19 protein-coding genes and 1 pseudogene are annotated in these 21,404 nt (G+C 73.8%); 7 read left to right on the forward strand and 13 right to left on the reverse strand.

Features of this window, described 5'->3' with window-relative positions; genetic code table 11:
* Positions 1-168: 168 nt before the first annotated feature.
* Positions 169-1,527 carry a lysine N(6)-hydroxylase/L-ornithine N(5)-oxygenase family protein gene (locus IAG43_RS01645; protein WP_187738959.1) on the reverse strand — a complete coding sequence of 453 codons (1,359 nt, stop codon included), beginning with the start codon at positions 1,525-1,527 and terminating at the stop codon, positions 169-171.
* Between the two features lie 277 nt (positions 1,528-1,804).
* On the opposite strand from IAG43_RS01645, the gene IAG43_RS01650 reads away from it, so the two are divergent.
* Positions 1,805-2,752, forward strand: a complete 948-nt coding sequence (locus tag IAG43_RS01650; protein WP_187738960.1) for a methionyl-tRNA formyltransferase — start codon at positions 1,805-1,807, stop codon at positions 2,750-2,752.
* A 42-nt stretch (positions 2,753-2,794) separates the two neighbouring features.
* On the opposite strand, the gene IAG43_RS01655 is transcribed toward IAG43_RS01650, so the two are convergent.
* Positions 2,795-3,850, reverse strand: coding sequence for a maleylacetate reductase (locus IAG43_RS01655; protein ID WP_187738961.1), 1,056 nt, complete (start codon positions 3,848-3,850; stop codon positions 2,795-2,797).
* A gap of 222 nt (positions 3,851-4,072) precedes the next feature.
* Between IAG43_RS01655 and IAG43_RS01660 the strand changes: the two genes are divergently transcribed.
* Both IAG43_RS01660 and IAG43_RS01665 read left to right on the forward strand, forming a co-directional pair.
* Positions 4,073-4,966 (forward strand): oxygenase MpaB family protein, encoded by an 894-nt coding sequence (locus IAG43_RS01660; RefSeq protein WP_187738962.1) that lies wholly within the window; start codon positions 4,073-4,075, stop codon positions 4,964-4,966.
* Between the two features lie 133 nt (positions 4,967-5,099).
* Positions 5,100-5,585, forward strand: a complete 486-nt coding sequence (locus tag IAG43_RS01665; protein WP_187738963.1) for an NUDIX hydrolase — start codon at positions 5,100-5,102, stop codon at positions 5,583-5,585.
* On the opposite strand, the pseudogene IAG43_RS01670 reads toward IAG43_RS01665, so the two are convergent.
* Together IAG43_RS01670 and IAG43_RS01675 are read right to left on the reverse strand one after the other, a co-directional pair.
* Positions 5,540-5,893, reverse strand: a pseudogene (locus IAG43_RS01670) (transposase); the annotation flags it as partial. The gene IAG43_RS01665 and the pseudogene IAG43_RS01670 overlap by 46 nt on opposite strands.
* A 40-nt stretch (positions 5,894-5,933) precedes the next feature.
* Positions 5,934-6,809 (reverse strand): LysR substrate-binding domain-containing protein, encoded by an 876-nt coding sequence (locus tag IAG43_RS01675; RefSeq protein WP_187738964.1) that lies wholly within the window; start codon positions 6,807-6,809, stop codon positions 5,934-5,936.
* 61 nt (positions 6,810-6,870) lie between these two features.
* On the opposite strand from IAG43_RS01675, the gene IAG43_RS01680 reads away from it, so the two are divergent.
* Entirely contained in the window at positions 6,871-7,281 is a 411-nt protein-coding gene (locus IAG43_RS01680) for a DUF5997 family protein (RefSeq protein WP_187738965.1), read from the forward strand.
* 162 nt (positions 7,282-7,443) lie between these two features.
* Here the strand turns inward: IAG43_RS01680 and IAG43_RS01685 are convergent, their stop codons facing one another.
* The 3 genes from IAG43_RS01685 to IAG43_RS01695 all read right to left on the reverse strand — a co-directional run bounded on the left by IAG43_RS01685 (position 7,444) and on the right by IAG43_RS01695 (position 10,338).
* Complete coding sequence (locus tag IAG43_RS01685; RefSeq protein WP_425508559.1) at positions 7,444-7,797, reverse strand: hypothetical protein; 354 nt, start codon at positions 7,795-7,797, stop codon at positions 7,444-7,446.
* A gap of 11 nt (positions 7,798-7,808) precedes the next feature.
* Entirely contained in the window at positions 7,809-9,560 is a 1,752-nt protein-coding gene (ctaD, locus tag IAG43_RS01690) for an aa3-type cytochrome oxidase subunit I (RefSeq protein ID WP_187738966.1), read from the reverse strand.
* Between the two features lie 394 nt (positions 9,561-9,954).
* A complete protein-coding gene (locus tag IAG43_RS01695) occupies positions 9,955-10,338 on the reverse strand; it encodes a hypothetical protein (protein WP_187738967.1) in 384 nt (127 codons plus the stop codon).
* A 262-nt stretch (positions 10,339-10,600) separates the two neighbouring features.
* Here IAG43_RS01695 and IAG43_RS01700 point away from each other — a divergent pair, with 262 nt between their 5' ends.
* Complete coding sequence (locus IAG43_RS01700; protein WP_187738968.1) at positions 10,601-11,104, forward strand: hypothetical protein; 504 nt, start codon at positions 10,601-10,603, stop codon at positions 11,102-11,104.
* A 37-nt stretch (positions 11,105-11,141) separates the two neighbouring features.
* Here IAG43_RS01700 and IAG43_RS01705 read toward each other — a convergent pair whose 3' ends face one another.
* The 3 genes from IAG43_RS01705 to IAG43_RS01715 form a co-directional block, all read right to left on the reverse strand.
* On the reverse strand, positions 11,142-11,813 hold the full coding sequence (locus tag IAG43_RS01705) for an enoyl-CoA hydratase-related protein (RefSeq protein WP_187738969.1): 672 nt from the start codon (positions 11,811-11,813) through the stop codon (positions 11,142-11,144).
* Positions 11,814-12,028: 215 nt separating this feature from the next.
* Positions 12,029-13,015 carry an NAD(P)/FAD-dependent oxidoreductase gene (locus IAG43_RS01710; RefSeq protein WP_223005889.1) on the reverse strand — a complete coding sequence of 329 codons (987 nt, stop codon included), beginning with the start codon at positions 13,013-13,015 and terminating at the stop codon, positions 12,029-12,031.
* A gap of 111 nt (positions 13,016-13,126) precedes the next feature.
* On the reverse strand, positions 13,127-13,555 hold the full coding sequence (locus IAG43_RS01715) for a nuclear transport factor 2 family protein (RefSeq protein WP_187738971.1): 429 nt from the start codon (positions 13,553-13,555) through the stop codon (positions 13,127-13,129).
* A 172-nt stretch (positions 13,556-13,727) separates the two neighbouring features.
* Here IAG43_RS01715 and IAG43_RS01720 point away from each other — a divergent pair, with 172 nt between their 5' ends.
* Positions 13,728-14,288 carry a PadR family transcriptional regulator gene (locus IAG43_RS01720; protein WP_187738972.1) on the forward strand — a complete coding sequence of 187 codons (561 nt, stop codon included), beginning with the start codon at positions 13,728-13,730 and terminating at the stop codon, positions 14,286-14,288.
* Between the two features lie 139 nt (positions 14,289-14,427).
* Here the strand turns inward: IAG43_RS01720 and IAG43_RS01725 are convergent, their stop codons facing one another.
* The 3 genes from IAG43_RS01725 to IAG43_RS01735 form a co-directional block, all read right to left on the reverse strand.
* Positions 14,428-15,426, reverse strand: coding sequence for an NAD-dependent epimerase/dehydratase family protein (locus IAG43_RS01725; protein WP_187738973.1), 999 nt, complete (start codon positions 15,424-15,426; stop codon positions 14,428-14,430).
* A gap of 214 nt (positions 15,427-15,640) precedes the next feature.
* Positions 15,641-16,006 (reverse strand): transglycosylase family protein, encoded by a 366-nt coding sequence (locus IAG43_RS01730; protein WP_187738974.1) that lies wholly within the window; start codon positions 16,004-16,006, stop codon positions 15,641-15,643.
* Positions 16,007-16,163: 157 nt separating this feature from the next.
* Entirely contained in the window at positions 16,164-19,538 is a 3,375-nt protein-coding gene (locus IAG43_RS01735) for a pyruvate carboxylase (protein WP_187738975.1), read from the reverse strand.
* A gap of 599 nt (positions 19,539-20,137) precedes the next feature.
* Here IAG43_RS01735 and IAG43_RS01740 point away from each other — a divergent pair.
* Positions 20,138-21,064 carry a PfkB family carbohydrate kinase gene (locus IAG43_RS01740; RefSeq protein ID WP_223005891.1) on the forward strand — a complete coding sequence of 309 codons (927 nt, stop codon included), beginning with the start codon at positions 20,138-20,140 and terminating at the stop codon, positions 21,062-21,064.
* Positions 21,065-21,404 lie beyond the last annotated feature (340 nt).

Consider the following 21,404-nt stretch of genomic DNA (forward strand, 5'->3'; position numbering starts at 1 on the left):
GCGGCCCCGCGGCGCCCGCCCGTGCTGTGCCCGCGGGCCTGCACGCCGGCCGGCGGCGCGGGAGGCCCCCGGCCGGGTACGGCGTCGGGATGCGATGCCGGTCCGCCCCGGCCGCCGGATGCCCGCCTCGGGGGTCGGCTCCGGCGCGCGGGCCGGCGTACGCGGCCGCTACCCGGGCGTGCCGATCTCGTCGGCGAGCCGCTGGGGCTCGGCGCCGGCCGTCCCGGGGCCCGGGCCGCGGTCGATGATGGACTGGAGGATCTCGCCGACCCGGATCGCGGTGTTCGACAGCAGCGACGAGGTGATGCCGTGGGTGTGTTCGGTGCCGCCCTGGAGGTAGATGCCGCAGCGGGTGCCCGGCGAGGTGACGACCCGGTAGTCGCGTGCGACGAGCGGGCGTCCCTCGGGGTCGCGGCGGCAGAGGCCGGCGACGTCGCCGAGCAGGCCGAGGGCGTCGGCGGGCCGGTAGCCGGTGGCGTAGACGACGACGTCCGCGTCGAGCGGGGTCTTCTCGCCGGTGACGAGGGACTCGACCATGGTGCGGACCCCGTCCGGCGCCTCGACGACGTCGGTGAGCCGGGAGACGTTGAGGAAGCGCAGGCGTTCCGCGCCCAGCACCTTCTCCCGGTACGACTCCCGGTAGAGGTCCTGGATCAGGTCGATGTCGACCACGGCGTAGTTGGTGTTGCCGTGATAGTCCATCAGCTTGCGCTTGATGTCGGCGGGAGCCGTGTAGTACTCGTCGACGGCCGCGGGGTCGAAGATCCGGTTGGCGAAGCTGCTGTCGTCGGCCGGGCTGTAGCCGTAGCGGGAGAAGACCGCGCACACCTCCGCCTCGGGGAAGCGGCGGTGCAGGTAGGCGACGTTCTCCGCCGCGCTCTGCCCGGCTCCGACGACGACGAACCGGCTGGGGGCGGTGCCGTCGAGGGTGTCGACGCGGGAGAGCAGGTCGCTGGTGTGCCAGATCCGCTCGGTGCGTTCGACGCCGTCGGGCATCTGGGGCCGCAGTCCGGTGCCGATCACCAGGTTGCGCGCCCGGTGGACGACCGTCTCCCCGCCGGCGCGGGCGGTGACGTCGACGTACTCGACGACGCCGTCGCGCACGACGGGCGTGACGGCGACGACCTCGTGCCCGTACGAGACCATGTCGTCGACCTTGGCCGCCGCCCACTCGAAGTAGTCGTGGAACTCGACCCGCAGCGGGAAGAGGTTCTTGTGGTTGACGAAGTCGATCAGCCGGCCCTTGCTCTGGAGGTAGCACAGGAAGCTGTACTCGCTGGCCGGATTGCGCAGGGTGACCAGGTCCTTCAGGAACGAGACCTGCATGGTCGCGTCGTCGATCAGCATCCCGCGGTGCCAGCCGAAACACGGCTGCCGCTCGAAGAAGTGGGCGGTGACCGCCCCCTGCCTGCCGACGCCGGCGTTGTGCTCGCCGAGTGCCAGGGCCATGGCCACATTGGACGGCCCGAAGCCGATCCCGATGATGTCGTGGATCGGTGGTGCGTCGTCGGGAAGGGGCTGAGACATGTCACTCCCATCGTGCGGGTTGGAGCTCGGTCAATCGCCGGTCAGGCGTGTGCGAGAGCGGGATACGCAGAGGGCCGGGTACGCGGCGGGGAAGGGCAGGGGGCACCCGGGACAGAACTTAGGTAAAGCTAACCTGAACCGCGTCCCCTGTCGACGGGACGGCGCGTTTCCCGCTGCGGCGAGAGCGTCAACTTGGCCTGAAATAGCCCTCGTTGAAACCTAAGGTAAGCCTTGCTTTACTGGCGCGGGTCATGTCCCGTTCCAGAGGAGGAACCCCATGCGGGTCGTCATGTTCGGCTATCAGACCTGGGGCCACCGCACCCTGCAAGCGCTCCTGGACTCCGAACACGACGTGGTCATGGTGGTCACGCATCCGCGGAGCGAGCACGCCTACGAGAAGATCTGGAGCGACTCGGTCGCCGATCTCGCCGAACAGCACGGCGTCCCCGTGCTCATCCGCAACCGGCCCGACGACGAGGAGCTGTACGCCCGCCTGAAGGAGGCGGATCCGGACATCATCGTCGCCAACAACTGGCGCACCTGGATTCCCCCGCGCATCTACGGGCTCCCCCGCCACGGCACGCTGAACATCCACGACTCGCTGCTGCCGAAGTACGCCGGGTTCTCCCCGCTGATCTGGGCACTGATCAACGGGGAGCCCGAAGTCGGCGTCACCGCCCACATGATGGACGAGGTGCTGGACGCCGGCGACATCGTCGACCAGCGCGCCGTCCCCGTCGGCCCCCGTGACACGACCACCGACCTGTTCCACAAGACCGTGGACCTGATCGCCCCGGTCACCGTCGGCGCCCTGGGCCGCATCGCCGCCGGCGACACCGACTTCACCCCCCAGGACCGCACCCAGGCCACCTTCTTCCACAAGCGCGCCGAGGAGGACATCCGCATCGACTGGAACTGGCCGGCCGAAGACCTCGAACGGCTCGTCCGCGCCCAGTCCGCGCCCTACCCGAGCGCCTTCACCCACCACCGGGGCGAGCGCCTGGAGATCCTCGCGGCGACCGTCTCCGAGGGCCGCTACGGCGGCACGCCGGGCCGCATCTTCTACCGGGAGGGCGACGGCGTCGTCATCGTCGCGGGCGCGGACGCCCGCACCGGACGCAACCACGGACTCGCCGTCACCCGGGTCCGCACCCACGACGGGCGCGAGCTGCCGGCCCTGGAGTACTTCACCTCGATGGGCGGCTACCTCACCGCACGGCCCTGACCGCCTTCCGGTACCGCGCCCTGCCGCGGTGCCGGAAGGCGGTCACCACGCGGCCTCCAGCAGGGCCCGCAGCACGGCGGCTTCGGGGGCGCGCGGGTTCGGATACGGGCGGGCCGCCACCCGCTCGGCGACGGCGCCCAGTCCGTCCCGCGGCACCCCGAGCGCCCCGAGACCGTCGGGGCCGCCGTCCCGCTCGGCGAGCCGCCGCACGGCGGCCACCGGGTCGCCGCCCGTGGCCGGGCCCAGCCGCGCGGCGGCCCGCGGCGCGGACGGCAGGTTGAACGCCATCACATGCGGCAGCAGCAGCGCGTGCAGCCGGGCGTGCGGCAGGCCGAAGGAGCCGCCCAGCACATGGGCCAGCTGGTGGTGGAGCCCCATCCGGGTCTGCGCCAGGCACAGGCCCGCCAGCCAGGCGGCCTCCTGGAGACGCTCCCGGCCTGCGAGCTCCCCCGGCGCGGCGAGCACCTCCGGCAGGGCGGTCAGCAGCCCGCCGGCGGCCTCCGTCGCGAGCGCGTCGCTGACCGCCGTGGCGTCCGGCGCCCAGAGCGCCTCCACCGCGTGCGCGAGGGCGTTCAGCGCACTGGCCCGGGTGAGTTCGGCAGGCATCCCCAGCGTCAGCTCCGGGTCGTAGACCACCGTCCCCGGGACGACCGCCGGATCGCGCCGGGTGGTCTTCACCCCGTTCTCCGTCTCCCCCAGCACGGGCGTCACCTCGGACCCGGCGTAGGTGGTCGGGACCGCGATCTGCGGCATTCCGGTGCGGGCGGACAGCGCCTTGGCGAGCCCGACGGCGGAGCCGCCGCCGACGGCGACCACACAGTCCGCGCCGGCTGCCCCGGCGCTCCTCGCCGCCTCGTCGGTCACGGCGACCGGCGTGTGCACCGCGGGCCGCCCGAAGCGTGCCGCCAGACGTGGGCCGAACGCCCGCGCCAGCTCGTCCGCGGCGCCGGCGGCCGAGGGAGCCGCCACGAGCAGGACCCTGCGGGCCCCCAGCCGCTCCGCCTCCGCCGGGACACGGTGCCGGGCACCGGGCCCGGACAGGACGCGGGAGGGGAACGTCTCGTGGACACGCACCCGGGCGGTGCCGCTCTCGGACATGTCGTGTGCCTCCGTCGGTTCGGGTCCGGGCGTCCCTCCCCCGGCCGCCCGGCCACCGGGCGGGCACCACCGTACGGCCCGGGAGCGCCGCTGCCCCGTCACGGCGTGCCCGGCCCGATCCCGTCACGGCCTGCCCGCCTCGCCGCCGCCGGCATCCCACCGCCGGCACCGCACGGCACGGGCGCCGTGACACCCGCCCCTCCCCGGGCCGATACTGGCGGCATGAACGGGACCCCGCCCGCGCTCACCGAACTGCGCGCACGGGTGGCGGCCGGGATCTTCCGGCGCGTCGCCGGTCCGTCGGGCCCCGCCACCCGTGACCGCATCCACCTCACGCCCGGACCCCGGTGGTTCGCCCCGGACCGGCCGATCCGGCGGGTGCACGGCGACGCCTCGATGTTCGTCGGAGGGCTGCGCGCCCTGCTGCTCCAGTCCCTCCACCCGCTGGCGATGGCGGCCGTGGCGGCGCACTCCGGCTACCGGGGCGACCCGTGGGGACGGCTCCAGCGCACCAGCACCTTCCTCGCCGTCACGACGTTCGGCACCTCGGACGACGCCCAGGCGGCGGTCGATCTCGTCCGCTCGGTGCACGGGCGCGTCGCGGGAACCACCGCCGAGGGGCTGGCGTACCGGGCCTCGGACCCCTGGCTGCTCGGCTGGGTGCACGCGGCCGAGGTGGACAGCTTCCTCCGGGCCCACCAGCGCTTCGGGGCCGCCCCGCTCGACCGTGCGGGCTGCGACGCCTACGTACGCGACATGGCACGGGTGGCACGGGCACTGGGCGTGCCCGACCCGCCGCTCGACGTGTCCGCCCTGGCGGAACGCATCGACGCCTACCGTCCCGAGCTGCGTGCCACGGAGCAGGCCAGGGAGGCCGCACGCTTCGTGCTGCTCCACCCGCCGCTGCCGCTCGTGGCCCGGGGCCCGTACGCGCTCCTCGCCGCGAACGCGGTCGCCTCCCTGCCGCCCTGGGCGTCCAGCGCCCTGGGCCTGCCCGGCTTCCCCGGCCCTGCCGGGACGGCGGTACGCGCGACCGGTCACGCCCTCACCAGGGGCATCCGATGGGCCATGTCGCCTCCCCCGCAGGACGCGGCGGTCCGGACCCCGCCCGGCTGAGCGGACACCGCGGGCCCACGGGCCCACCCACCGGCCCGCAGCGGTCCGGGCGGACCAGGGCCTGTTGCGAAAGTCGATCTTGGTGAGGTTAGGGTTCCTACCTGTCGGCTTCGTGTAGGGAGGGTCGGGGACCGTGGACGCTCACGTACAGACTCGTGTTTCGGCATACGCAATCGCTGTGGAGGGTGATCGACTGCTGCTGATCCGGCTGTCGGATGCATCGCCAGTCTTCGCGCCGGGTCTGTGGCACATGCCAGGCGGCGGAATCGACCCGGGTGAACAGCCTGTGGAGGCCTTGTCCCGTGAACTCCGGGAGGAGACAGGGCTTGAACTCGCTGATGCTCGACTGCTCGACGCGCGGACCTACGCGGTCCGGAGGAATAGAGTGAGCTGGAGCCTCACAGCGTTGTTCTACGTCGTCGCCCTCAAGGGCGGGGCGCCGGCCGTGAGCGAGATCGATGGCTCCACCGATGCCGTGGCGTGGATTCCTCTGGCCGACTTGCAGCACGACACCATGCTGTCACCAGCAGCAGCCGACGCGCTCCGCATACTTGAGCAGGCGGAAAGAGCCGGTCACAGCCACTCGTTGAGGACTGCGACCAGCACGGTTGCCTCGTAACGGACGGCGAGCTTCTCGTATCGCGTGGCGACTGCTCTGTGGCGCTTGAGCCGATTGATTCCGCACTCGACTGCATGTCGCTCGCGGTAGTCGGTCTTGTCGAACTTCGGCGGCCGACCACCGAGGGAGCCGAGCTTGCTGCGGTTGCGGACCCGGTCCGCAGGCACCGGGATCGTTGCCTTGATACCCCGCCTACGCAGGTAGGAGCGGTTCTTCCGGGAGTCGTATGCCTTGTCGGCCCGCCCTCGGTCCGGCCGCTTGCGGGACCGCCCCACTCCCAGACACGGCACCCGGATCGCCTCAAGCACCGTGCTCATGGACGAACAAGATCGACTTTCGCAACAGGCCCTAGCGGCGCCCCCGCTTGCCCCGTCCCCCGCCCTTCGCCCCGCCGGAGCCGCCCGCACCGCCCCGGGCGCCGCGGCCACCCGGCGCGCCGCCGGACCCGGCGGGCTTGCCCGCTCTGGCCGGTTTGGCGGACTTCGCGGACTTCGCAGACTTCGCCGACTTCGCGGACTGACCCGAAGTCGCCGGCTTCCCCGAGGACCTGCCGGGCGTGCCGCCGGACCGCCGGCCCGTCTCCCGGCCGCCGTCCGTCCCCGCGGCGGCGGACGGGCGGCCCCGGGAACTGTTGACGGTGCGGCCGCGCACGATCCCGATGAACTGCTCCACCAGGTCGGTCGTCGCGGCCTCGGGCCAGGACAGCACGACACCGGACTGCGGGGCGTCGGTGACCGGCCGGTAGGTGAGGTCCTTGCGGTGGTGCAGCCGTGCGAGCGACTGGGGCACCAGGAGCACGCCGATCCCCGCGGCCACCAGCTCGACGGCGTCCGCCGTGGTGGCAGGGCGTTCGAGCGCGGGCCGGCCCGGGAGGGACTCCCATCCGAGCGTGTCGTCGAGGGGGTGGAGCACGATGTCGTCGGCGATGTCCGCGAGGGTGACCTCGTCGGCCGCGGCCACCACATGGTCCTTCGGCACCACGACGACGGTGGTCTCCGTGTAGAGCGGAATCGCGCTCAGCACCGTCCGGTCGACGGGCAGCCGCACCAGTCCCGCGTCCGCGTCGCCGTCCCGCAGGGCGCCGACCGCGTCGGCCGCGCCGACCGGGACGAGCGCCAGCGGGACGCCGGGCATCCGCTCGTTCCAGATCCGCACCCATTTCGCGGGGGTCGCTCCCGGTACGTAGGCGAGCCGGAAGGAGAGGTCAGCTGGCGAATCCGTCACCCGCCCAGGCTACCCGCCGCCGTGGTCGGATCCGGCACGCGCGCTCGATACCCTTGACACCATGACGTCGCACCAGAACTCCCAGACGATGAAGCCCGCGACCGCGGCCAAGAAGCTGGGAGTGTACCTAGAGGCCACCCCCGCCGAGTTCCGGGACGGTGTCGTCTCACGCGCCGAGCTGAACACCCTCCAGTCCGAGCCGCCCGAGTGGCTGCAGGAGCTGCGCCGCAACGGCCCCCACCCCCGCCCGGTGGTCGCCGCGAAGCTCGGCGTCTCCATCGCCGGTCTCGCGCGCGGCGGTGTCACCGAGGCGCTCACCACGGACCAGATCGAGGAGCTCAAGCAGGAGCAGCCCGAGTGGCTGCTCAAGGAGCGCGCCACGCAAGCCGAGGTGCGCAAGGAGTCGGTGCGGATCAAGGCGAAGCACGCCGAGCAGGCCGAGCGCCGCGCGCAGGACGGCACGCGCGACTGACCTCTCCGCCCGGACGGCGAACGCCCGGTGCCCCGGCCCTGTTCGCAGGGCCGGGGCACCGGGCGTTCGCCCATCGGCACGCGGGTGTGCGAGCCGCACGCGTCGAGCCACGTCACCGCGCAGGCGTCGTGCCGTGTCACCGCGCCGGCGGCCGGCTCCCCGTCACCGCACGACGAGGACGGCGCCCGCGCACAGCGCCGCCGAGCCGACCAGCACCGCGACGGCCGCGCACAGCAGACGGCGCCTGAGCTCGTCGTAACGCTCCGTGTACTCCTGGCGGAGCTCACCGGCGCGGGCGACCAGGGCCGTCAGCACCCGCCGGGTCAGCTCGACGCGGTCCTGGACGTAGTGGTGGACGACGTCCTCGCGCTGGGCGGTGGTCAGCCACGGCATGCGGTCGGCGAAGTCCTCCGCCTCACGGCGGGCCTCGTGCATCCGGCCCTGCGCGAGCAGGTAGCCCTCCAGCCTCGCCATGCCGGAGGCCACGTCGGGACCGCCCTCCACGGAACGGGTCACCGGCCTCCCCCTCACTTGTCGCCGAGCGGCGGGGCGACCCCCTGGCCCGGTTCCACGACGTCGCGCCGGCCGGTGTCCGACGCGTGGTCGAGGGAGGCCATCTCGGGGTGGTGCAGGTCGAACGCCGGCGATTCACTGCGGATGCGCGGCAGGGTGACGAAGTTGTGCCGCGGCGGCGGGCAGGACGTGGCCCACTCCAGCGAGCGCCCGAAGCCCCACGGGTCGTCGGTGCCGACCGGCTTGCCGTACTTGGCCGTCTTCCAGACGTTGAACAGGAACGGGAGCATCGACAGGCCCAGCACGAACGAGCTGATCGTGGAGAAGGTGTTCAGCGCGGTGAAGCCGTCGGCGGCCAGGTAGTCCGCGTACCGGCGGGGCATGCCCTCGGCGCCCAGCCAGTGCTGGACGAGGAAGGTGCCCTGGAATCCGATGAACAGCGTCCAGAAGGTCATCTTGCCGAGCCGCTCGTCCAGCATCTTGCCGGTGAACTTCGGCCACCAGAAATGGAAGCCGGCGAACATCGCGAACACCACGGTGCCGAAGACGACGTAGTGGAAGTGCGCGACGACGAAGTACGAATCGGAGACGTGGAAGTCCAGCGGCGGCGACGCCAGGATGACACCGGTCAGACCGCCGAAGAGGAAGGTCACGAGAAATCCGATCGACCACAGCATCGGCGTCTCGAAGGACAGCGACCCCTTCCACATCGTGCCGATCCAGTTGAAGAACTTCACGCCGGTCGGCACCGCGATGAGGAATGTCATGAAGGAGAAGAACGGCAGGAGCACGCCGCCCGTCACGTACATGTGGTGCGCCCACACCGTCACCGAGAGGCCGGCGATCGCGATGGTCGCGCCGACGAGGCCGATGTAACCGAAGAGCGGCTTGCGGGAGAAGACCGGAATGACCTCCGAGACGATGCCGAAGAACGGCAGCGCGATGATGTACACCTCCGGATGGCCGAAGAACCAGAAGAGGTGCTGCCACAGCAGGGCGCCGCCGTTGCCGGGTTCGAAGACGAGGGCGCCGAACTTCCGGTCGGCCTCCAGCGCGAAGAGCGCGGCGGCCAGCACGGGGAAGGCCAGCAGGACCAGCACACCGGTCAGCAGCACCGTCCACGTGAACATGGGCATCCGGAACATCGTCATACCGGGGCACCGCATGCAGATGATCGTGGTGACGAAGTTGACCGAGCCGAGGATCGTGCCGAAGCCGGAGAAGGCCAGACCCATGATCCACATGTCTCCGCCCACCCCGGGCGAGCGCACCTCGTCGGTGAGCGGGGAGTAGGCGAACCAGCCGAAGTCGGCCGCACCCTGGGGGGTGAGGAAGCCGGCCACCGCGATCAGCGAGCCGAAGAGGTACAGCCAGTAGGCGAACATGTTCAGCCGGGGGAACGCCACGTCGGGCGCGCCGATCTGCAGCGGCATGATCCAGTTCGCGAATCCGGCGAACAGCGGCGTCGCGAACATCAGCAGCATCACCGTGCCATGCATCGTGAACGCCTGGTTGAACTGCTCGTTCGACACGATCTGCGTGCCGGGACGGGCCAGTTCGGCACGCATCACCAGCGCCATGATGCCGCCGACGAGGAAGAATCCGAACGCCGTCGACATGTACAGCGTGCCGATGGTCTTGTGGTCGGTGGTCGTGAGCCACCGGATCACCACGTTGCCCGGCTCGCGCCGCTTGACGGGCAGCTCGTTCTCGTACGCATCCTCGTCCGCGGCTGTGCCGACCGGCGAATGCGACTCAGATACCACGTGAACTCCCCGCACATGAGTGGGCCGTCTGACTTTGCAGAGATACAGCGGCAATCTATCGGCCGCACGCCGTGAACAGGACCGCAACATCGGCCGTCAGAGGGAGGAAAAAACCGCTCCACGCATTCGGGTGATTTCTCCGGACGCGAATCGACGGGAACACCCGGCGTTTCCACGGGAGAAACCCTTCACCATCGAAAGTCGGATGACATCACCGCTTTCGCGGCCCTGTGGAAAAGCGCCCCGGATCGCCTCCCGGAGCATCGCCGGACCGAGCCGGACCAAGCAGGGCGGAACCGGTCGGAACAGGTCGGAACCGAGTGGAAACGGTCGGAACCGGGCGGCGAGGAGTGCCGCGGCGGGTCGCGGACGCCTCCGACGCGCCCGGGGGCCGTCAGCCGGGGACGGCGTCGCCCCGGACGGCGGGAGGTGCAGCCGGCACGGCCACGGCAGCGACGGCTGCGGCGGTCGAGGCGTGGACGCCGAGGGGCGCGGCGCTGGTGTCGCTGTTGGCCTGGAGCAGGCGCCGGGTCGCCGCACCGGGGGTCGCGACGCACATCGCGACGCCCAGCCGGGCGCACATGCGGTGGGCCCGTACGACGGCACTGACCGCCGCGGCACCGTCCGCCGGCGTGTCGATCTCCACCACGACCGGCGCGGGGGCGTGCGCGCCGGCCAGCCGGGCGATGCCGGTGGAGAGCGCGGACCGGTCTCCGACGCCCACGTCGGCGGGGAGCGCGACGACCAGGACGCCGTTCTCGAACGTGTGGGTCAGCAACACAGCCTCCGATCACCGCACGCTGTGCGAGGTTGCGCGTATTCAAGCGGCCCCGCCGAGGGGCCCGCAACGCGCCACGCCACCGACCCTCGACGCGCCGCGCACGGGCCGTCCCCGCCCGTGCGCGGGCGACCCGTGCCCGGGCGGCCCCGGGGTGTGGCGGACCGCACGGCCCGGACGTGGCCCACGTCATGGCCTGGCCGTGGCGGTCGCCGTAGCGTCGCGGGCCGGGACACGTTCACGAGCGACCGGGAAGCCTGCGGTGCACACAGACCTCACCCCGCTGATAGCGGCGACGACGCGATGGCTGACCGGCGCCTACCCCTCGTCGGGCGGGGCCGCCTCGCAGGCGCTCTGCGAGGCGCAGGCACGTCAGGCCGTGACCGTCGCGGCCCGGCTCCGCTATCCGACGTCCGCCGACGCCGCGCTGGTTGCGATGGCGGGACCGGGCGGGTCGGGGCGGCTCGACACGCTCGCGGGGCCGGACGGGTCCGGCGACGGCGGGCGGCACGCCTGGCGCAGCTGGGTGGACGAGGTGGTCGCCAGCTGGGCCGCCTGCCTGCTCGCTTCGCCGGCCCTGGCCGCCGCGGCGGTCGGAGCCCTGGGGGACGAGGCGTCGGCGTACCGCCGCCTGACCGCGCCCGGGGCGCGGGATCTGGCGGCGGCGGCGCTGCTGCGCCACCCCGACCTGGTGCGGCCGGTGGCCGCGCTGCACGGCGGGGGCCTGGCCGGCAGGCTCGGCGCCGGCCCCGCCCTGGCCTGCTGAGGCCGGGGCGTCGGCGGACCCGCTGCCGGCCGGGGCCTCAACCCAGCGGGGCCACGCGGTCGCGCAGGGCGGTGAGCGCGGGGGCGTACATCCGCGCCTTGATGGTGCCGAGGGTGGCTCCCGCCTTCGCGACGAGGGCCGCCGCTGTCTCGACGGCGGTGTCGCGCACCTCCGCCTCCCCGACCGCGCGGTCGACGACGCCGGCGGCGAGGGCGTCGACGCCTCCGTAGCGGCGCGCGGTGGTCATGGCCTCGTGGGCGGTCTGCGGGGCGAGCCGGGCCTGGATGAGCGCCGACATGCCGGGGGTGAAGGGGATGTCGATGTCGGCCTCGGGCAGGCACCAGAAGCCGCGGTCCGCCCGCATCACGCGGAAGTCGTGGGCCAGCGAGAACATCGCCCCGGCCGCGAAGGTGTGGCCCTGGAGGGCGGCGACAGTGATCACCGGCAGCGAGAGCGTCCTGGCGAGGAGTTCGTGGACGGAGACCACGTAGTCCTGGTGCTCGTCCGCGTGTGCGAAGAGCCAGTCCAGGTCCAGGCCGTTGGAGTAGAACTTGCCGGTCGCGGTGGTGACGAGGGCGCGCGGCCCCTCCGCCTTCTCCACCTCGTCCAGCGCGGCGCCGACGGCCGCGAGCCAGTCCGGGTGGAAGCGGTTCTCGCCGTCTCCCAGGTCGAGCAGGAAGACGTTGTCCTGACGGTCGAGCACGGGCACGGCGGCTCCCTCGGCTGGGCGGCGGGCGGTGGGCGGACGGGTCCCGTGACCGGCCGCGGTACCGCCGGGCAACGAACCTACCAGTCGGTAACCTATGTCGTCCGCGCCGCCCGCCGCAAGGGACCCGCGCCCCGGACGGGCGGCGGACCGCCCGCCCGGGGCGCAGCCGCCCCCGCGAGGGCGCTCCCCCGTCCGGCGGCCGGCCGCCTCCTCGGTCAGCCCAGGGCATGGCGGCGGGCGGCCACCGCCGCGCGGGTCTCCTCCTCGATCAGGTCGGCGTTGATCTGCGCACCCGCCGCGGCGCCCGCCGCCGCGGCGGCGCCGACCTGCGCGGACGGATCCGTCACATTGCCGGCCGCCCAGACCCCGGGGACCTCCGTGCGCCCGGTCGCGTCCGTGGGGACGTGCTCGCCCGCGCCCGAGGGGTGCTCGACGGCGACGAGCCCGATTCCGCCGAGGAACCCCGCGCGGGCGACCATCCGGGGCGCGACCACGACCGCGGCGGCGGCGACCGCCGTGCCGTCGGCGAGGCGCACCCCCACCAGCCGGTCGCCGTCCGTCTCCAGGGCCGCGACCTCGCCCTCGGCGATCCGCACGCCCCGCGCCGCCAGCTGCTCCGCCTGCTCGGCCGTCGGCGGTTCCCAGGTGTGCGCGAGGTAGGTGACGTCCTCGCTCCACTGCCGGAAGAGGAGCGCCTGGTGCACGGACATCGGCCCGGACGCCAGGACGGCAATGGCCAGGTCCCGGACCTCCCAGCCGTGGCAGTACGGGCAGTGGAGCACGTCGCGGCCCCAGCGCTCGCGCACGCCCGGCACCTCCGGCAGCCGGTCGACCAGCCCACTGGCCAGCAGCAGGCGGCGCGCCCGCGCGAGGCGGCCGTCGGCGAGCCGGACGGCGAAGCCCTCCCCGTCGCGCTCCACCGAGGCGACCTCGCCGTCCACGACGTGCCCGCCGTAGCCGCGGACCTCCTCGCGTCCGCGCGCGAGGAGGTCGGCCGGCGAGACGCCCTCGCGGGCCAGCAGACCGTGCACGCCGCCGGCGGGCGCGTTGCGCGGGGCGCCGGAGTCGACGACCGCCACCGACCGCCTGGCCCGGGCCAGCATCAGGGCTCCGTTCAGTCCCGCCGCGCCACCGCCGAGCACCATCACGTCATAGCTGTTCGTCAGCCGATCGGTCACTGTGACCACCTCCGCGACGAGCATGCGGACACCACCCGCCGGACAGCAAACAGGCTTGCGGTTTCGGCAAGGCGATCCGGCAGGAGGACCCCCTCCCCGCAGTGGGCGCGGCGCGAGGAGCCCGCGGGACGGCCCTCAGGGAGCGGCGGGGGCGAGGCCGTCCTCGACCAGTCCGGCGAGCACGGCCTCCCCGAGGGCGTGCACGGCCGACTGCGGGCGGACCATGACGGTGAACTCCTTGATCCGTCCGTCCTCGGCGAAGTGCAGCAGGTCGATGCCGTGGATCTCCTTGCCGCCCGCGGTGGCCCGGAAGACGAGGATCTCGGCGGGCGCGGAGGTGCCGTCGGCACTGGTCTGCGCGGCGCCGGCGAGCTCGCCGACGTAGCGGAAGCCCTCGAACGTGCGGAGCAGCACGCCGAAGAGGCCGAGCACCATCGGACGGCCCTCGAACGGGGTGAACTTCACCGGGCTCCACAAGCGGATGTCCTCGGTGAACAGGTCCTCGAGGGCCGCCAGGTCGCGGCTCTCGACGGCGGCGCGGAAACGGTGGGCGGTGGTGGTCATGAGGTCTCCCCAGGGTGTCGGGCGGTCCGGGGGCCGGGCCGCCCGCAGGGGCGTCGGCACGGGGCTCCCCCGCACGAGCGCGACTACTCACGATGCGGAGTAGTCATGAATATGAGTAGTACCATGGGCGTCCTGGCCCGGGACAGCCCCCGGGCGGAGAGGAAGCGGACCGGTGGCGTTGCGACATGCCGTCCTGGCGGCCCTGCTCGACGAGGAGCTGAGCGGCTACCAGCTGGCGAAGGCGTTCGACCTCGGGGTGGCGAACTTCTGGCACGCCCAGCCGCAGCAGCTCTACGTCGAGCTGGCCCGGCTGGAGAAGGAAGGGCTGATCACGGGCCGCGAGGTGGTGCAGGACAACCGGCCCAACAAGCGGCTGTTCCGTGTCACCGAGGCGGGCCTCGCCGAGCTGGAGCGTTTCACCTCCTCCGCGCCCAGGCCCTCGTTCATCCGCGACGATCTGGTGGTCATGGTCCAGGCCGCGGACCATGTCGACCCGGCCGAGCTGATCCGGCAGCTCGGCGAACGCGCCGTCTTCGCGCGGGCCAAGATCGACCTGTTCGACCGGCTGCTGCACGCGATGCGCGGCGAGCGCTCCGAGGCCGATTTCCTGCGCACCGGCACGCGCGTGGGCCCGTATCTGACGTGCCTGCGCGGGCTCGCCTTCGAGCGCGGGAATCTCGAATGGTGCGAGCGCTCCGTGTCGGTCCTGCGTGAACGGGAGCACCGGGCCTGACCGGCAGTCGGTGAACCCGCGGCGCACCGCACGTCACCGGTCGCTCCCGGGGCACAGGGACACGGGGACACGGGGTGGCCGCCCGGCGGGCCGGGGGCGGGCCCGCGCCCCCCGCTCGCCCCGCCGGGCGGCCTCGTGATCACTGCGCCCGGCCCGCCAGCGCCGCGAGGAGTTCGCGCTCCCGCCCGGCGCTGAGCCCCGCGCGCCGCGGCCGGTCGAGGCCCTGCTCGCGCTCCCAGCTCAGGGTGTCCGCCACCAGCTCGGAACGGGGGCGGTGGGACAGCCCCGCCGCCACCGCGGCGGAGCCGTCACGCGCGCTGAAGCCCTCCCAGCCCGGCTCCACGACCCACAGCGGCAGCGACTCCTCGCCCATGAACTCTGCCACGCCCTGCTCCAGGAGCCATGCGGCGGCCGCCGGCACGACCGGGCCGGTGTGCCCGCCCGCCGTCCGGGACAGGGCGATCCACTCCTCCAACGGGATCACCGGGCCCACCGCGTTGAAGGCTCCGGTGACACCCCGGGCCGCGCAGTCGAGCAGCCAGGCGACGAGGTCCCTGACGTCGATCACCTGGGTCGGCATGCCGGGGGTGTCGGGCACCAGCAGAGGCGCCCGCGGGTCGCGGGCGGCGCGGGCGGCCCAGTAGCCGGTGCGGCACGTGTGGTCGCCCGGGCCTCCGATGAGACCGGCCCGGGCGATGAGCAGCCGGTCCCCCACGGCGTCCGACGACGCCTGTTCGCACGCCGACTTGGCCTCGCCGTACTCCGCACGGTCCACTTCGGCACGGTCGGTCGGCGTCCGCAGCGGCGCGGACTCGTCGGTGCCCTTCTCGGCGTGGGAGGCGTACACGTTTCCCGAGGACACATAGGTCCAGTGGCGGGCGCGGGGGCCGAGCTGCGCGAGGGCGTCGCGCACGAACGCGGGCTGCCAGGACACCTCGAACACCGCGTCCCAGGTCCGGTCCAGCAGGGGTGCGTACGCGTCCGGGGCGTGCCGGTCCGCCGCGACGAGGGCCGCGCCGTCCGCCACGTCGCCGCTCTCGCCGCGCGCCAGGCAGGTCACCCGGTGCCCGCGTTCCAGGGCCGCGCGCGACACCTCTCGGCCCAGCCATGCGGTACCGCCCAGTACGAGTATCTCCATGCGGGCATGCAAGCAGCCGTGCGAGGGGCGCTCCAGCGCGGTTCACCGAGAGCGGAGCGGGTTCACCGAGAGCTGATCACCGGCGGGCCGCTCGCCGGCCAGCGGCCGGGCGAGCGGTCCGGCGGTGGTGCGGGGCGCCGGGTGGTCCCGCGCCGGGGGCGGGCGCCCGGAGCACGGGCGCGCCCCGGGCTCCCGGACCGCCGTGCGGGGCGGGTCAGCGCCGCGCGCAGGACCAGGCGCCCATGCCCTGGATCGCGGCGAGTCTCCGGGCGGTGGCGATCTGTTCGGACCGCGTGGCGAGGTCCGCCCGGGGCGCGTACCTGCGCCCGCCGGCGGCGACCCAGCTGGACTGGGTGAACTGGAGCCCCCCGTAGTGCCCGTTGCCGGTGTTGGCGCGCCAGTCGCCACCGGACTCGCAGGCGGCGATGGCGTCCCAGTCGGTGGCGGCGGCACGGGGGACGGCCGCGTGGGCGGGGGCGCCCCCGGCCGTGACGGCCACGGCGAGGGCGACGGCGGCGAGCGGGCCGAGGAGACGGGCGGGGCGGAAGGAGGTCCGGACGAGACGCTGGTGACGGGACATCAGATGCCTTTCGCTGCGGAGGTTCCCGTCCGGGAACGGACGGTGCTCCCGATCCTGGGACCGGGCTCCACGCGCGGCACGAGGTGTTGCGCCCAACGGGTCGGCCGGCCGACCGGCCGTGAGCCGCCCGCCCGCACGGCGGGCGGCACCCGCCCCGTCAGCCGAGTTCGACGAGCAGGTCGCCGCCCTCCACCTGCTGGATCGGGTTGATGGCGAGCCGGCGCACGGTGCCGCCGTTCGGCGCGGTGATGGAGGCCTCCATCTTCATCGCCTCGATGGTGGCCACCGTGGCACCGGCCTCGACCGCGTCCCCCTCGGCGACCGACAGCGTGACCACCCCGGCGAACGGGGCGGCGACATGGCCCGGATTGCCCCGGTCGGCCTTCTCGGTGACCGGGATGTCGGACGCGGCCGCCTCGTCGCGCACCTGGATGGGCCGCAGCTGGCCGTTGAGCGTGGACATCACGGTGCGCATGCCCCGCTGGTCCGCCTCGCCGACGGCCTCCAGTTCGATGAGCAGCCGCACACCGGGCTCCAGGTCGACGGTGTACTCCTTGCCCGGGCGCAGACCGTAGAAGAAGTCCCTGCTGTCGAGGACGCTGGTGTCGCCGAACGCCTGCCGGTGCGCCTCGAACTCCTTGGCCGGCCCGGGGAACAGGAGGCGGTTCAGCGTGGCGCGCCGGTCGCCGTCCAGCCCGGCACGGTCGTCCTCGGACAGCTCCCGCACGGGCTTGGGGCCGGGCCGCCCCTTGAGGGCCCGGGTGCGGAACGGCTCCGGCCAGCCGCCGGGCGGGCTGCCGAGCTCTCCGTGCAGGAAGCCGATCACCGAGTCGGGCAGGTCGAAGCTGCCGGGCTCGGCCTCGAAGTCCTTCGGCGCGACACCGGCGCCCACCAGATGGAGGGCGAGGTCGCCGACCACCTTCGAGGAGGGGGTCACCTTCACCAGCCGGCCGAGGATCCGGTCGGCGGCCGCGTACATCGCCTCGATGTCCTCGAAACGGTCGCCGAGACCGAGCGCGACGGCCTGGGTGCGCAGGTTGGAGAGCTGGCCGCCCGGGATCTCGTGGTGGTACACGCGTCCGGTCGGGGACGCGAGACCGGCTTCGAAGGGGGCGTAGACGCGGCGCACCGCCTCCCAGTAGGGCTCCAGGTCGCCGACGGCCTGGAGGTCGAGCCCGGTGGGCCGGTCGGAGTGGTCGGTGGCCGCGACGATCGCCGACAGCGACGGCTGCGAGGTGGTGCCCGCCATGGACGCCACCGCGCCGTCGACGGCGTCCGCCCCCGCCTGGATCGCGGCGAGATAGGTGGCCAGCTGGCCGCCGGCGGTGTCGTGGGTGTGGATGTGCACCGGCAGGTCGAACTCCCTGCGCAGGGCCGAGACCAGCTTCGCGGCCGCGGGCGCGCGCAGCAGCCCGGCCATGTCCTTGACCGCCAGCACATGGGCTCCGGCGGCGACGATCTCCTCGGCGAGGCGGAGGTAGTAGTCGAGGGTGTAGAGCCGCTCGGCGGGGTCGGAGAGGTCCGACGTGTAGCAGAGCGCCACTTCGGCGACGGCCGTCCCGGTCTCGCGCACCGCGTCGATGGCGGGTCGCATCTGGCCGACGTCGTTGAGCGCGTCGAAGATGCGGAAGACGTCGATGCCGGTGGCGGTGGCCTCCTCGACGAAGGCGGACGTCACCTCGGTGGGATAGGGCGTGTAGCCCACGGTGTTGCGGCCGCGCAGCAGCATCTGGAGGCAGATGTTCGGCACCGCCTCGCGCAGCCGGGCGAGGCGCTCCCAGGGGTCCTCCGCGAGGAAGCGCAGCGCGACGTCGTAGGTGGCGCCGCCCCAGCACTCCAGGGAGAGCAGCTGCGGGGCGGTGCGGGCGACCACCGGGGCGACGGCGAGGAGGTCCCTGGTGCGCACGCGGGTGGCCAGGAGCGACTGGTGGGCGTCGCGGAACGTGGTGTCGGTGACGCCGATCGTCGGCGACTCGCGGAGCCACCGGGCGAAGCCCTCGGGCCCGAGCGAGACGAGCTTCTGCCGGGAGCCCGCGGGCGGGTCGCCCACGGGCAGGGGCGGCAGCTTCGTCGTGGCGTCGATCAGCCGGGGGCGTTCCCCGTGCGGCTTGTTGACGGTGACGTCGGCGAGGTAGGTGAGCAGCTTGGAGCCCCGGTCCGCGGAGTGACGCGAGGTCAGCAGGTGGGGGCGCTGCTCGATGAAGGAGGTGGTGATGTTCCCGGCCTGGAAGTCCGGGTCGTCGAGGACCGCCTGGAGGAAGGGGATGTTGGTGGACACGCCGCGGATGCGGAACTCCGCGACGGCGCGCCGCGCGCGGCCTGTCGCGGCCGCGAAGTCCCGGCCCCGGCAGGTCAGCTTGACGAGCATCGAGTCGAAGTGCGCGCTGATCTCGGTGCCGGCGTGGGCGGTTCCGCCGTCGAGCCGGATACCGGAGCCGCCGGGCGAGCGGTAGGCGCTGATCATGCCGGTGTCCGGGCGGAAGCCGTTGGCCGGGTCCTCGGTGGTGATACGGCACTGGAGCGCGGCGCCGCGGAGCTGGACGGACTCCTGGGTGAGCCCGAGGTCCGCCAGCGTCTCGCCGGCCGCGATGCGCATCTGGGCCTGGACGAGGTCGACGTCGGTGACCTCCTCGGTCACCGTGTGCTCGACCTGGATGCGGGGGTTCATCTCGATGAAGACATGGCGGCCGGACCGGTCGAGGAGGAACTCGACCGTGCCGGCGTTGCGGTAGCCGATCTCACGCGCGAACCTGACCGCGTCGGCGCAGATCCGTTCCCGCAGCCCGGGGTCGAGGTTGGGTGCGGGGGCGAGCTCGATCACCTTCTGGTGGCGGCGCTGGAGCGAGCAGTCCCGCTCGAACAGGTGGATGACGCCGCCCTCGCCGTCGGCGAGGATCTGCACCTCGATGTGGCGCGGCTCGACGACGGCCTTCTCCAGGAAGACCGTCGGGTCGCCGAACGCGGACTCGGCCTCGCGCGCGGCCGCCTCGATCGACTCGCGGAGCGCCGACGCCTCCTCGACCCGTCGCATGCCGCGGCCGCCGCCGCCGGCGACGGCCTTGACGAACACCGGGAAGCCGAGGTCGTCCGCGGCCCGGACAAGTTCGTCGACGTCGGTGGAGGGCTCGGACGAGCCGAGCACGGGCACGCCCGCGGCCTTGGCGGCGGCCACGGCGCGCGCCTTGTTGCCGGTGAGTTCGAGGGTTTCGGCGTCCGGGCCGACGAAGGTGATGCCGGCGCTCTCGCAGGCGCGGGCGAGCTCCGGGTTCTCGGAGAGAAAGCCGTACCCCGGATAGACGGCGTCCGCACCGGCGCGGCGGGCGGCGCCGACGATCTGCTCCACCGAGAGGTAGGCGCGGACGGGGTGCCCGGGTTCGCCGATCTCGTAGGCCTCGTCGGCCTTCAGCCGGTGCAGGGAGTTGCGGTCCTCGTGGGGGAACACGGCCACCGTGCGGGCCCCCAGTTCGAAGCCGGCGCGGAACGCACGGATGGCGATCTCCCCGCGGTTGGCGACGAGTACCTTGCGGAACATGCGCGATCCCTTCTGTCTGCCCTCTGCCGCCGTGTCGGGGCGGCGCACCTGCGGCGCGCCGCCCCGGCACGGCGGCCGATCCCTGATCACAGATCTCACCGCCGCCCGGCCGGCGAAACGCCCGCGGGACCGGTGGCGGCAGACTAGAGGTTCCCCGCGGGAGCTTGTATGTGAGCATGAGCACGCCGATGGGCAGGATTGAGACGCCCTGGACGGGTGAGGCGGGCCCCGGGAGCAGCGCCCCGTCCCGGCGCACCCGGGTGGGGGCGGCCCCGGGACCCCGGTCCGGGCGTCCGCGCGACGGTGTCCGGGCGGCGCGCGCGCCGGTCCGGCCGGGCGTACGGCGCCGGAGCCGCACCTGCCCCGCGGCGCCCGGAGGCCGCAGGCGCCCCGCGCCGCGGTCGAGGCATCGCGCACCGGAGGCCGACGGGCACCGGCGGCGAGGGCCGGGCGGCCCGCGGCACGGACGGGGCCGGGGCTCCGCAATCTCTTGCGGAAAGAATCTGCAGGATCTTGCCAGGGTCCGCCGCCGCTGCTTGACTCTCCGTCACGCGGGCCGGCCGGACGGCGCCCCGCCACGGGCACGGGGAGGCACAGCGGTGAGCAGTTCGGAGCACGACGTCCTGGTCCTGGGCGGGGCGGGGGTCGACACCATCGTCCACGTCCCTCAGCTGCCCCTCCCGTACGCGGACAGCTATCACATCGACCCCGGCATCGAGACCCGGGCCGGGCAGACCGGCGACTTCGTGGCCCTCGGACTGACTGCGCTGGGGCTGCGCACCCACCATGTGGACACGGTCGGCGACGACATGCCCGGCGAGCTGGTCCGCGCGTTCCACCGGGAGCACGGCATCGGCCTGACCGAGATCCCGGTCGCGGCCGGCACCAAGCGGGCGGTGAACCTGGTCGGCCCCGACGGCCGCCGGCTGTCCCTCTACGACGGCACCCGCGCGGACGCCGACGGCCGGGTGCCGGAGACGACGGTCCGCGCCCTCGCCGCGAAGAGCCGCCATGTCCACGTCTCCATCACCCAGCCGTGGGCCGCCGCCCTCCCCCTGCTGCGCGAGTCCGGCGCGACGGTCTCCACCGACCTGCACGACTGGAACGGCGACGACGCCTACCACGAGACGTTCGCGCTCGACGCCGACATCGTCTTCCTGTCCGCGGCCGCCCTGCGCGATCCCGAGGCGGCGATGCAGCGGATCGCGGAGCGCGGCAGGGCTCGTGCCGTCGTCGCGACGGCGGGCGCGCAGGGCGCCCGGCTGCTCGCCGGCGGTGTCCTGTCCCATGTCCCCGCCGTCGTGCCGCCCGGGCCGGTGGTCGACTCCAACGGCGCCGGCGACGCCTACGCCGCCGCCTACCTCTTCGGGATGCTGACCGGTGAACCGCCCGCCGTCTGCGCAGGGTTCGGAGCCGTCGCGGGCGCGTACGCCTGCACCGTCCCGGCCACCCGGGCGCAGTGCATCGGCCGTGACGAGCTGCTGCGCGAGGCGGCACGGGCCCGGGCGAGCCACGCGGCCGGCTGACCCCGCGTCAGCCGCGCCCGTGCGACGGGCCCGGCGCCACGACTGCTGCCAGGACTCCGCCGCATCGGACGAGCCCCCGGCGCCGGCCCGCCGTGCCTCCCCCGCGTCCGCCCGCTCCCGATGGCCGGCGCCACCGCCCGCGGCACGTCGCGTGACGCCGGCCAGCCTGACGGCCGGTGGCAGCCGGGGACACGGCAGGCACCGCCGGGACACGGTGCAGGTCGGGCCGCGGCACGTCGCGGCCGCGCGAGGAGCGGCGCGCGAGAAGCAGGCGGGCGAGTGCGGCGGGCGGGCGGGTGCGGCCGACGCGCCGTGACCGGGGACCACCGGTTGCCCGGCG

The organism is Streptomyces genisteinicus, from assembly GCF_014489615.1.
GTDB classification, from domain to species: domain Bacteria; phylum Actinomycetota; class Actinomycetes; order Streptomycetales; family Streptomycetaceae; genus Streptomyces; species Streptomyces genisteinicus.